Below are 11254 nucleotides of genomic sequence, written 5' to 3' on the forward strand. Positions count from 1 at the left end.
CAGACGAGAATCAGCAATGGCAGGAATTGGCACAGAAATTAAACAGCGAGAACCGATTATTGCAGAAACAGAACAACGAATTGCTGACCTTGAACAGCAGATAGAGAAAGCGAGGGATATAGATGACAGAATACAAAAACTCAAAGAGCGACGCTCAACTGGAAGAACTGCTACTGCTGACGGAGCAGATGCAGGAAGAACTCGACCAGAAAGACCGGACTATCGAGGAACTGAAAGTGCAGCTCGACGAATCGCTGACCTTGAACGAGAGGTTAAACAGCGAGAACAGAGCAGGGAACATTCAAGCCTTAAAGAACGACTTGAGGAAAACAAAAGAATTGTTGCAGAGCGAGAAAGAGAAAACGCACGCTGCCGAAATCATGACAGAGGAATGTCAAGATAAGCTAAGGCAGGCAGAACAGGAACGGGATTATGCACTCTCCCATCAGAAAAAAGTAGAGATACCGGTTGAAAAGCCGGTACTCTATCAAAAGTGTGGGAACTGTAACCAGACAGCTTATCTGAAAGCCAAGGAAAAGTATGATACGCAGAGAGAAAAACTGACAGGCAGATATAAAACAAAAACAGCCATGTATGAAGCATTGATGTTTCTGCTGATATGGTATTCCGTATCAACTACTCTTTTTCAGATGATACAGTCAAAGGTATTTATTTCTGATTGCAGAATATTCTTTGATGCAATCGGAACTTTCACACAGACTATTGTTGGCTGGATTGCACTGATAGGAAAGAATGTGGCACAGATTAGTAATGGAATATCCAATCCTGTCATTGCCGGAATTATATACTGGCTGATAAGAATATTGATTTGCGGTGGATGTCTGGTGGGTGCGGGAATACTTGTAGCGTTTATAGGGATAAAGATTGCAGGGCTATATAAGAAATACTGTTGGGATATGATTACCATACTGGTAACACTTATAAGCCTGGAAATAGCAATCTACTTTGGAGATTGGATAAAGACAGTCTTGCCGATCAATATGCTATTTCTCTTATTATTGGTGCAACTGGTATATGTTGGAATTAGGTGGTATGTAAAAGGATGGCAAGAAGCCAGAGGATATTATTAAAAAACTATTAGAAACTATTCATATTTACTTTCGTGCTAGGACAGATTATTCTAAAAATTCAGTGATGAGCATGCACATGAAATCTTACTTCGTTTAGGTACGAAAAAGGGTAATGGAAACTTTGTGTTCAGATGAGCTCTCACTATCTTGGTAACAACCGCAAGCAGCAGTGGAATATTGACGATGCATTCCGTATATATTCCACAACACATGGCTAAGCCCGACTAGAATGTGGGTGAAAAATTTTACAAGCGCCAGAGTTCCCTCTGGCGCTCATTTTACTTTCGCTGTGCGTTTTTTCTGTACTCTAATGGCAACAATCCCGTGCTTTTTCGGAATAATTCTGCAAATCGGCTTGAAGTGGAATAGCCTACTGTTTGGGCAACTTGCCCGACTGTCAGCTCTGTATATGCCAGCAGATATTCTGCTTGGCTCATGCGCCGCTGTTGAACATATTCCGTGATGGTGCAGTCGTAGTATTTCTTAAAACAGCTTTTGAGCTTTGTTGTTCCCATGCAGGCAATCTGTGTTAGCCGTTCCAGAGGAATATCAAAAGCATAGTGATCGCTAAGATAAGCGGCAACTATTTGGAGATTTTCAATATCCTGTTGAGAGAGCTTATGGGCTGGTTTATCAGGATGTTTCTTCTGATATTCCACCACCATTGAAACAGCTTCTGCGACTTTACCCTCATAAAAAAGTTTTGCTGCAATCCCTTCCCCGCGATAGTCTTTGATTTCTGTGAGTAACCGTGACATTTCTGGAAAGTCGGATGTTTGGTCGATCTTCCGAAATGCATCCACAGGATTGATCTGTGCCTCCGGGTACAGTTTTTTCAGGTAGTCCTCATAATATGCCGGTGCAATCTCAATCCCAACCGAACGGATTGGAATATTTTTATGTATCAAAGCCTTGTATGGAGTGTAGCCTCCAATAAATGTTTTGATACAACCGGCAGACAGTCTACGGTATGGAGATAATTCCTCCCCGGAAATAGAGTCATACCGAGTGATACTCAGACATTCCGGCATGGAGCATTCCAACATGAAATCTTCGTGGAAGGAAAAGTTATGGATTTTAATATCATATAAGTCTTTCTGTCCATAAGTCCAGTAGGTGCCTTCTCCAACTTCGGGAGAAAGTTTCCAGCAGTCACCTAATGCCCCATATTGCTGGTTGTCTGGGTCACGGATAAAACCGTGTTCAATTAGTAGCGGTGTATAAAACTGGTCAATAATTTCAGACATGAAAACAGACCGCCTCCTTTTTGCAACGATTAGACGAACTTTTGAAAGGAACAGACGAACATTGCCGGAACCTATTGAATGTTGTTCGATAAATGCGTATTGTATTAGACGAAGATTAGAGGTATCTAACCGAAGAATATCACAAACCACTTGTCGAGTCAAGACAATGAAAGGTAGGAGGTCAAAATGAGTAATCAAGTAAATTCTATGAACAAAGGTCTGACAGTGAAAGACCTTGTAACAACAGGTATTTTTACTGCACTGTTATTTGTTTTTGTATTGGTGGGCGGTGTCTTTTTTGCAACGAATCCTGTACTTACTTTTTTCATGCCAGCAGGAGGTGGGCTGCTTGCTGGCCCCATTTATCTTTTGCTGATTGCAAAAGTACATAAGCGTTGGAGCCTTTCTATAATGGGCGTTATCATGGGTATTATTTGGTTCGTGACTGGTATGCACTGGGCTTTTGCATTGGGCTACATGATCATGGCGATTGTCGCGGACTTTGTTGCTGGTGCAGGGCAGTACAAAAGCAAAAAACTCAACAGCCTGTCTTATATCCTGTTCTCTCTCGGTGGCACTGGTTCATATATCGTGTTCTTTGTTGACCCCAACGGCTGGGCGCAGACCATGCTGGGGAACGGAACTGAACAGAGTTACATCGACACCATGCAGGCAACTGCAAATACCGGCATCCTGATTGCCATGTTTGCTGCTGTTATCATTACATCTGCAATCAGCGCTTTTGTAGGCTGCAAAATGCTGAAAAAGCAGTTTGAAAAAGCAGGTATTACAGCATGAGCGGTAAACGCCATAAGAAAGAGCTTTGGCTCGACCCACGGGCCAAGCTCTTTCTTATTCTTATGTGTGTTTTATCGTCCATGTTTGCGCCCTCACTTGCATATCAATTTATCCTTGTTATGCTGATTGCGATATTGGGGGCTTTCTGTGGAAAGTGGAAATATGTCATTAAGGCTGTATGCTTTTATGCGGTCATCTGTGCCCTGACAGTTTGGATCATGGCAGAAATGACAGGCACGCTGCGGACAATGTTTATTGCCTTTTTAGGCTTGTTTCATAAGGTCTATGCGTGCGGAACCTTGGCTGGGATTGTTCTGACTACTACAAAAGTCAATGAGTTCCTGTCTGCTATGAACCGTGTCCGCGCACCCAAAAAGTTAGTAATTCCTATGGCAGTTATGCTGCGGTACATTCCAACTATTCAAGAGGACTGGCGCTATATCACAGACGCTATGCGGATGAGAGATGTTTCACCATCTCTGGCGGGCTTTTTAACACATCCGGGCATGACAGTTGAGTGTATTTATGTGCCTTTATTGATGGCAGCTTCAAAAGCGGCGGATGATCTTTCTGTTGCTTCTGTCACTCGTGGAATTGAAAATCCCAATCCACGCACCTGTCTTGTCCAGATAAAATGCGGAATTTCCGATTGGGGCGTCATGGCCGTTGCCGTAGCTTATCTGATTTTTGAATTATGTGTGCGAGGAGGTGTGATCGGTTGATTGAGTTTGAAAATGTATCGTTTTCCTATACGGGGCAGGAACATGGTGGGCTGCGCGACATCAATTTGAAAATTTCGGACGGAGAATGCGTCCTGTTCTGTGGCCGCAGCGGGTGCGGAAAAACAACGATTACAAGGCTGGTGAATGGATTGATCCCTCAGTTTTATCAGGGGGAGCTTCATGGCCGTGTGCTGGTAGATGGTCAGGAAATCAGCAATATCCCCATGTATCAGATTGCCGCTAAGGTCGGCTCCGTTTTCCAAAATCCACGGACGCAGTTTTTTAATGTTGATACAGACAGCGAGATTGCCTTCGGAATTGAAAATGAAGCTCGCCCTCCTAAGAAATTGGCTGAGCGAGTAGAGCAGACAACTGAAGATTTACATATTCAAAAGCTACGGAACAGGAATATTTTTGAGTTGTCCGGCGGAGAAAAGCAGAAAATCGCTTTTGCTTCTGTTTATGCCATGAACCCACAGATTTATCTATTGGATGAACCATCCTCTAATCTGGATATGACTTCGATCCAAGAACTAAAGGAACATTTGCGGCTGATAAAAAAACAGGGCAAAACAGTTTTGATAGCGGAACATCGTCTGTACTACCTGATGGAGTTGGCTGACCGAATTGTTTATCTGGAAAAAGGAGAAATCAAAGGAATATACACCCCGGAAGAATTTTGGCAGCTATCTGAACCTGATCGTGAACACATGGGGCTGCGAGCTGTTGATCTACAGGCGGTATTCCCGCCAAAAGCCCACTTGCCTGCGCCTCCCCCTGTATTGGAGCTGCGGAATGTGACGCTCCGTTACAAGAAGCAAACAATTTTGCATGACATTGAGCTATCCGCCGGAAAGGGCGAAGTGATTGGTGTGGTCGGCCACAACGGAGCTGGAAAGACTACATTTTCCCGCGCTCTCTGTGGGCTTCACAAAGACTGCGATGGACAATTTTTGTGGGAAAGCGAGCCGATTGAGCGTAAGGAAAGGCTGAAACGCTCTTACATGGTTATGCAGGATGTGAATTATGAACTTTTCGCTGACAGCGTGGAGGCAGAGTGCTCCTTTGGTATACGCAATCCAGATCAAACACTGGTAAATGCAACTTTGGAGGAATTAGGCCTTACCCCATATCGGGAGCGCCATCCAAACACGCTTTCTGGCGGTCAAAAGCAACGAGTAGCTGTAGCTGTCAGCATGATTTGTGGGAAAGACTTGCTTGTATTTGATGAACCGACCAGCGGTCTTGACTTTGACAGTATGACGCAGGTGGCGGGACTGATTCAACGATTATCCGATATGGGAAAAGTCATTTTCATTGTCACTCATGATTTTGAGTTTGTCTGCCGTACCTGTTCTCGTGTCTTGCATTTTGACGAGGGCGAAATGCCCGATGATGTACCAGTTACAATGGATGCCCTCCCGAAATTGAGAGAGCTGTTCTCTGTTTCAGATGGAAAGGAGAGGTGATCTATGAAACAGAAAAAAGAAAACAGAGTAGCTTTGCTGCTCCACTGGGCCGGTGAGCAAAAAATCTGGCTGTTCCTGGCAATTTTTCTATCGGCGGTCAGCGGTCTTTGCATTATCGTCCCTTACATTGGAATTTACCGGCTGATGGACGCCACCTTCAATCATACCTGCACGCAGGAACTTGTTGTACATACCGTGGTAATGATTGCAGTGGCGGTAACTTTGCGGTTTGCCCTGTTTGGCTGTTCCGGCGTAGCAGCCCACAAAGGGGCCTATGGCGCTCTTTTCAAAGTGCGCTGCATGGTTGCAGAACACATGGCCAGAGCGCCTTTAGGGGCCTTGAATGAACGGCGCACCGGGGACATAAAAACGGTTCTGAATGAAGATATTGAAAAGTTGGAGCTGTTTCTGGCCCATAACCTTCCTGACCTTGTGTGCTATCTGGTGGGGCCGGTAGTCATCTTTATTTATCTGATGACCGTCAATATTCCTCTGGCATTGATTTCCCTGGTTCCGCTGAGCCTTGCTGTTGTTGTAATGGGGATGATGTTCCGCAATACGGATGACCTGATGGAACGGGCCAATCACTCCATTACCACACTGAACTCGGTTATGATTGAGTACATCAGCGGCATGAAATTGATTAAAGCCTATAACATGGGGAGCAAATCGTTTCAAAAGTTTTCAGACGCTATCCAGGAAGAAAACGCCATGTGGAATGAAACTTCCCGGCGCATGGGGCCACCTTATGCGGCCTTTGTTGTTATCATCGAATGTGGGATGTTGATGATGGTTCCAATCGGCGGAATGTTTTTCCTGAAAGGCTCACTGGCTGCCAGCGCATTTTTGCTGTTCGTCTATGTAGGTTCCATGTATCTGACGGAAATACGCCCCCTACAGGAACTGGGGACTAATTTTGCCAATGTGCTGAACGCTGTTACTAAGACCAAAGAGATACTGGATATTCCAATTTATGAGGGTGGAGCGGACTTTCCCCAAAATCACGATATTGAACTTCGGAATGTTCGGTTTTCCTATGATGGCAAGACCGATGTACTGCAAGGCGTTAATCTCAAAATTAAAGATGGTGAACGCATGGCCCTTGTGGGACAGTCTGGTGCCGGTAAAAGTACCGTGATTGAGCTGATCTCCCGGTTCTATGATGTGCAGGAGGGCGAAGTGCTGATTGGCGGGAAAAATGTAAAGGAACTCAATTATGATACTATCCTAAAAAATGTCGCCATTGTGTTCCAAAAGACATTCCTGACCCGTGACAGCGTTTTAGAAAATATCCGCATGGGCAGTAACGCCACTCTGGAAAAAGTACGGACCGCCGCAAAAGAGGCGCAGATTGATGATTTCATCATGTCTTTGCCGGATGGATATGACACGAAGGTGGGCAGCTTCGGCTCTCGCTTCTCCGGCGGTGAAAAACAGCGGATTGCCATTGCCCGCGCTATCCTGAAGAATGCCCCCATTTTGATCTTAGACGAGGCCACAAGCGCCTCTGACCCGGAAAATCAGATGGAGATTGACAAAGCCATTCAAAATCTCTGTAAGGGAAAGACTGTCATTGTGGTAGCCCATCGTTTGAGCGCGTTGAAGATGTGCGAGCGTGTAGCAGTGGTTGAAAATCACACAATTACCTGTGTCGGAACCCATGAGGAAGTCCGAAAGAACAATGCTTACTATCGGAAGGCGTGGGAGGACTACGAAACAGCCCGGAATATTACTTATCAGTTGGAGGGAGGCGAGCAGCATGAGTGAGCATGATGTATTGAAAAAGAACCGTAATTTTTATATTGGCGTTGGCGGGACTGTTCTGGAAGGGCTTCTCTCCGGCAGCCTGTTTATGCTGCTTTACTCTGTCATGCAGTTTTTGTGGTCGGGACAATTTGACATGAACCGTGTCCTGGTTCTGACCTGTGTGATCGCGGTGGTTTTTCTTCTTCGTATCCTGATTTACAGCTATGGCTATACCAAAGCGCAGATCGGCGGTGCAGAGGTCAGCAAGAATACCCGCCTCTTTATGGGCGACCATTTGAAGCGTATCCCGCTTTCCCGGTTTACCCAGGGACAGACCGGCGATTATATCAATACCATCACAAGCGATGTAAACAACTATGAAAAAATCCTGACCCATAAGATCGGTGATATGGCAAAGAGTTTTGCACTTTCGCTCATGCTGATTATTTTTGTGATGACCATTTATGTGCCTGCCGGAATTATCCTGCTGATTGCCGACTTGCTTTTGATCCCTGGACTGTGGCTTTCCTTCCGTATGGTTCGGAAGTATGGTAAAGAAAAGAATGATATTTGTGCAGAGAATGTCAGCAGCATTGTGGAGTATGTGTCTGGTATTCAAACTTTCCGGGCCTATGGCGTAGGTGGTTTGAAGAATAAAACCGTTATCAACGCTATGCGGGAGTTCTGTCGGATCAGCTTTGTGTACGAATCAAAAGTGCTTCCTATTGGTGCGGTCTTTGGTATTTTGAGTTGGCTGTCCTGCCCGCTGGTTATCTTGCTGGCCTATGCACCCTGGGTCGCAGGGACACTGAACACGGTGGACTACCTTTTGATTTGTATGCTGCCCCTGTTCTGTGCAAAGCTGGCTAACTCGATTTTTGTAGACCTCACCAGTTATAAGAACCTGATGATCTCGAAAAACAAAATCTTGAGTGTAATGAATGAGCCGGAGGAAACTGGCAGCATGGAGCCGCTTCACACAGCTACCCATGAAATCACATTTGACAATGTAGATTTTGCATATGTTCCCGGTGAACCGGTACTAAAACACGCCACCTTTACGGTGCCAGATCAAAAGCTCACGGCCATTATCGGAGACTCTGGCTCCGGCAAATCTACTATTTTGAACATGATTGCAAAATATTATGAAGCAACGGGCGGGACGATTTCTATTGGCGGTAAACCCATTAACCATGTTGCCGCAGAGCGTGTACTGGAGCAAGTTTCTATGGTAGACCAGGACATATTTCTTTTTGACGATACCATCCGGGATAATATCCGACACGCTCGCCCTAATGCTACGGACACGGAAATCGAGGCTGCCTGCCGGGAGGCTAACTGTGACAGCTTCATCCGTAAGATGGAAAAGGGATACGATACGCCGACTGGCGAGAATGGAAATCTTCTCTCTGGCGGTGAGCGTCAGCGAATTTCAATAGCCCGCGCTATACTGAAAAATAGCCCCATCCTGCTCTTGGATGAAGCAACAGCATCTCTTGACATTGAAAATGAGCTTGCCGTAAAGCAGGCCATCGCTAATCTATTAAAAGAGAAAAAGACTGTGGTAATGATTGCTCATACCCTTTCCATCGTCAAAAATGCAGATCAAATCCTTGTAATGGGTGATGGCAGGATTGCTGAATCTGGAACCCATGAGGAATTGCTTGCGAAAGGCGGAAAATATGCTGCTATGTGGAACGCAGAGCAAAAAATATCGGCTTGATAGAAGCTAAAGAAGAATAATTGCATAGCGCATGAACCTGCCCCGACTACGGGGAAAGAAAAAAACGCTGGCTGGGGCAGGTGATTTTGCGCGCCTATTTTAAGTTATTATCCTAACGGCGGTTTTGAGAAATCAGAGCCGCCGTTTCTTGCGTATACCTAAAAGGAATCTTCCGCATCTATCCACATTTGCATCGTTCCATCAAGATACAATCTTGCATACTCAAGTGGTTCATCAATGGCAAGTGCGTTTAATGCACAGTCAGATCCGGGAGTAGTTGTTAAATTCTTCTCCGCTTCCCAGCAGTCAATGCGGAGCATATAGCCAGCAGAAGTATAAACATCAATGCTGTTGCGTTGTGGATTGTATTCTGCAAATATCGTTCTCATCGTATCAAATCTCCTTATCGTTCAATCAATCATTTGTTGCAAAAATCAGAAGCATTTCAATCAGTTCACCATGTCACTTTTATTTTGTGTTATACTGTTTTATAAGATTTTCTTTCCCTTGTTTTTTCCCTTATCAGAGTTCGTAAACACTCATGGGACAATATAATACAAGGGAAACAATAAGGGAAAGCTCACCTGCGACAAACTTAGTGTTTTCAAGGGCTTGAGAGATATTTGATAATAAAATATAACAGTTATTAAATCCCTTTGAATATATGAAATCTCAATTCCAGTTTGTCAATGACAGGTGACATTGAAAGGGCCAGCTCATTCAAGGTGTTGGCTCTTTCAAAAATTCCATTCTAATAAATCGCACGACAACTTAGCGAAAAATAAGCTCCTCATTAGCAAAAAATGTGAATATTTCGCGCCAGCGACACCATCAGCACGCTTTTGAACTCCACCTATACGAACGATAGCTCCACTTGACAGGCAATTCACACAATAGCTCCACTTTTAATAGATCCTTTTGTAGAATTATATATGAGGATTACCTCAAATTTTACAGAAGGGAGGCCTGTCATTATGGCCAATAAGATTAATGCCAAGCTCATTCTTGAGCTTAATGCATCAGGGCTGTCAAGAAATCAGATAGCCGCAACCAGACATATGTCTAAGCATTCCGTAAACTATCGATGAGAACTCTCTGACGGATACCTTCAAGATTTTTCTTTAAAAGAAGCCGGAGAGATGAATAATATTAATCCAGCATCTGACGATGCACAGAATCTTGTAAGAAGAATACAGGATTATATTACCCAAAACTTATATACTTGTACAAATAAGATTTTGCGTGGATTAGGAAAAATGTCTGGTGGAAGTGCAGAAAATACGGTAATGAGTGGAAATCAGTTATTAATGCCAGTTTGATTTGGCGAAAAAATCTCGTTGCGTATTTATGTATAATGCGCTTATAATGAATGTACAGAAAAACAGCAGAAATATTTTCATAAAATGGAAGTTGTAAGAAATGAGCATGCAGACAGATTGTGAAATTTTATAAGTCCGAAACATACAAGACATTGCAGGAAACAGAAAATGGATTATGGGCAGAATCGGCAGAATATATAGCTGATAGGTATTATGAGGAAGCATGAGAATTCAAATTTCTAATTATGGAAATATACAGGGGAATCTTTATGATCAAACGGAAAGAAGCACTGGAGTTTGGCTTATCATTTCAGGATACATATGAGGAAAGGCCTTTCCATGACCAGACCTGGCAGCTGGTAAGAGTAAAGGAAAGTAAAAAAGCGTTTCTGTGGATTTTTGAGCGTAATGGATATGTTAATCTGAATGTAAAAACAGATCCGGAATGGTGTGATTTTTGGCGAAGTACATATGAAGCAGTAACTGCAGGATACCACCAGAATAAGGAACACTGGAATACCATTGTTCTGGATGGAACAATACCAGATAAAGATATTAAAAGGATGATATCTGAAAGCTATGACTTGGTCACGTACAGCCCAACAAAACGGATTTATGAGGCTGTTAAAAAAATTCCAAAAGGCTGTGTGGCAACCTATGGAAAAGTGGCAGAGATGGCAGGAAATCCAAGAATATCAAGAGCTGTGGGAAATGCACTTCATAAAAATCCGGACCCGGAGCATATTCCATGCTATCGTGTAGTAAATTCCAAAGGAGAGCTAGCTGGAGCATTTGCTTTTGGCGGCGAAAACGTACAGAAAAAACTGTTGGAAGCAGATGGGATTGAAGTTATCAATGGAAAAGTAGATTTGAAAAAGTACGGATTATAGTACAGCAGCTTCTGTGTACTAAAGAATGAATTTAACCGAATCAAGTAAGTTCCCTGGGTCGGTTGCGAAAAGTAATAAGCAGTTTGTCTATGAAAAATAGGCCAGCTGCTTTTTTTAGCTTTTTTTTATGCCAAAAAGAATTGACAAAGCAGAAGAGCTACACCATAATCGTTCTAAAAAGAATGATAAAGGAGCTTCTTGTATAATTCAAATATAAGGAATTCCGAGAAAGAAGGTTGAGAAAAAAAT

10 protein-coding genes and 1 pseudogene are annotated in these 11254 nt (G+C 43.6%); 9 read left to right on the forward strand and 2 right to left on the reverse strand.

What is annotated here, in order from left to right:
• Together G5B11_RS17465 and G5B11_RS17470 are read left to right on the forward strand one after the other, a co-directional pair.
• Positions 1 to 403 (forward strand): annotated as a pseudogene (locus G5B11_RS17465) (MobA/MobL family protein); the annotation flags it as partial.
• Positions 381 to 1091, forward strand: coding sequence for a DUF6040 family protein (locus G5B11_RS17470; RefSeq protein WP_173729219.1), 711 nt, complete (start codon positions 381 to 383; stop codon positions 1089 to 1091). The pseudogene G5B11_RS17465 and the gene G5B11_RS17470, both read left to right, overlap by 23 nt.
• A 278-nt stretch (positions 1092 to 1369) precedes the next feature.
• Here the strand turns inward: G5B11_RS17470 and G5B11_RS17475 are convergent, their stop codons facing one another.
• Positions 1370 to 2338 (reverse strand): AraC family transcriptional regulator, encoded by a 969-nt coding sequence (locus tag G5B11_RS17475; protein ID WP_117659137.1) that lies wholly within the window; start codon positions 2336 to 2338, stop codon positions 1370 to 1372.
• A 207-nt stretch (positions 2339 to 2545) separates the two neighbouring features.
• Here G5B11_RS17475 and G5B11_RS17480 point away from each other — a divergent pair, with 207 nt between their 5' ends.
• From G5B11_RS17480 to G5B11_RS17500, 5 genes are read left to right on the forward strand one after another with little or no spacing between them, the layout of a single operon-like run.
• Positions 2546 to 3136, forward strand: coding sequence for an MptD family putative ECF transporter S component (locus G5B11_RS17480; protein WP_330603169.1), 591 nt, complete (start codon positions 2546 to 2548; stop codon positions 3134 to 3136).
• The gene (locus G5B11_RS17485; protein ID WP_173729214.1) at positions 3133 to 3858 is read left to right on the forward strand and encodes an energy-coupling factor transporter transmembrane component T; all 726 of its coding nucleotides are present in this window, start codon (positions 3133 to 3135) and stop codon (positions 3856 to 3858) included. The genes G5B11_RS17480 and G5B11_RS17485 overlap by 4 nt, the downstream gene beginning before the upstream one ends.
• Positions 3855 to 5327, forward strand: coding sequence for an ABC transporter ATP-binding protein (locus G5B11_RS17490; protein WP_173729215.1), 1473 nt, complete (start codon positions 3855 to 3857; stop codon positions 5325 to 5327). The genes G5B11_RS17485 and G5B11_RS17490 overlap by 4 nt, the downstream gene beginning before the upstream one ends.
• A 3-nt stretch (positions 5328 to 5330) precedes the next feature.
• A complete protein-coding gene (locus tag G5B11_RS17495) occupies positions 5331 to 7094 on the forward strand; it encodes an ABC transporter ATP-binding protein (protein WP_173729216.1) in 1764 nt (587 codons plus the stop codon).
• Positions 7087 to 8796 carry an ABC transporter ATP-binding protein gene (locus tag G5B11_RS17500; protein WP_173729217.1) on the forward strand — a complete coding sequence of 570 codons (1710 nt, stop codon included), beginning with the start codon at positions 7087 to 7089 and terminating at the stop codon, positions 8794 to 8796. The genes G5B11_RS17495 and G5B11_RS17500 overlap by 8 nt, the downstream gene beginning before the upstream one ends.
• A 158-nt stretch (positions 8797 to 8954) precedes the next feature.
• Here G5B11_RS17500 and G5B11_RS17505 read toward each other — a convergent pair whose 3' ends face one another.
• Complete coding sequence (locus tag G5B11_RS17505; RefSeq protein WP_009203541.1) at positions 8955 to 9185, reverse strand: DUF6061 family protein; 231 nt, start codon at positions 9183 to 9185, stop codon at positions 8955 to 8957.
• A gap of 750 nt (positions 9186 to 9935) precedes the next feature.
• Between G5B11_RS17505 and G5B11_RS17510 the strand changes: the two genes are divergently transcribed.
• On the forward strand, positions 9936 to 10115 hold the full coding sequence (locus G5B11_RS17510) for a TipAS antibiotic-recognition domain-containing protein (protein WP_244093072.1): 180 nt from the start codon (positions 9936 to 9938) through the stop codon (positions 10113 to 10115).
• Between the two features lie 269 nt (positions 10116 to 10384).
• Positions 10385 to 11005: a methylated-DNA--[protein]-cysteine S-methyltransferase gene (locus G5B11_RS17515; RefSeq protein ID WP_173729218.1), complete on the forward strand. Its 621-nt coding sequence runs from the start codon at positions 10385 to 10387 to the stop codon at positions 11003 to 11005.
• Positions 11006 to 11254: the final 249 nt, after the last annotated feature.

Origin of the sequence: Blautia glucerasea (assembly GCF_013304385.1) — a bacterium.
Taxonomy (GTDB): domain Bacteria; phylum Bacillota; class Clostridia; order Lachnospirales; family Lachnospiraceae; genus Blautia_A; species Blautia_A ammoniilytica.

Bases quoted from the DNA above. Each gene is read 5' to 3' on its own strand.
- G5B11_RS17470 (WP_173729219.1), top strand. From the start codon at position 381: ATGACAGAGGAATGTCAAGATAAGCTAAGGCAGGCAGAACAGGAACGG.
- G5B11_RS17475 (WP_117659137.1), bottom strand. From the start codon at position 2,338: ATGTCTGAAATTATTGACCAGTTTTATACACCGCTACTAATTGAACAC.
- G5B11_RS17480 (WP_330603169.1), top strand. From the start codon at position 2,546: ATGAACAAAGGTCTGACAGTGAAAGACCTTGTAACAACAGGTATTTTT.
- G5B11_RS17485 (WP_173729214.1), top strand. From the start codon at position 3,133: ATGAGCGGTAAACGCCATAAGAAAGAGCTTTGGCTCGACCCACGGGCC.
- G5B11_RS17495 (WP_173729216.1), top strand. From the start codon at position 5,331: ATGAAACAGAAAAAAGAAAACAGAGTAGCTTTGCTGCTCCACTGGGCC.
- G5B11_RS17500 (WP_173729217.1), top strand. From the start codon at position 7,087: ATGAGTGAGCATGATGTATTGAAAAAGAACCGTAATTTTTATATTGGC.
- G5B11_RS17505 (WP_009203541.1), bottom strand. From the start codon at position 9,185: ATGAGAACGATATTTGCAGAATACAATCCACAACGCAACAGCATTGAT.
- G5B11_RS17510 (WP_244093072.1), top strand. From the start codon at position 9,936: ATGAATAATATTAATCCAGCATCTGACGATGCACAGAATCTTGTAAGA.
- G5B11_RS17515 (WP_173729218.1), top strand. From the start codon at position 10,385: ATGATCAAACGGAAAGAAGCACTGGAGTTTGGCTTATCATTTCAGGAT.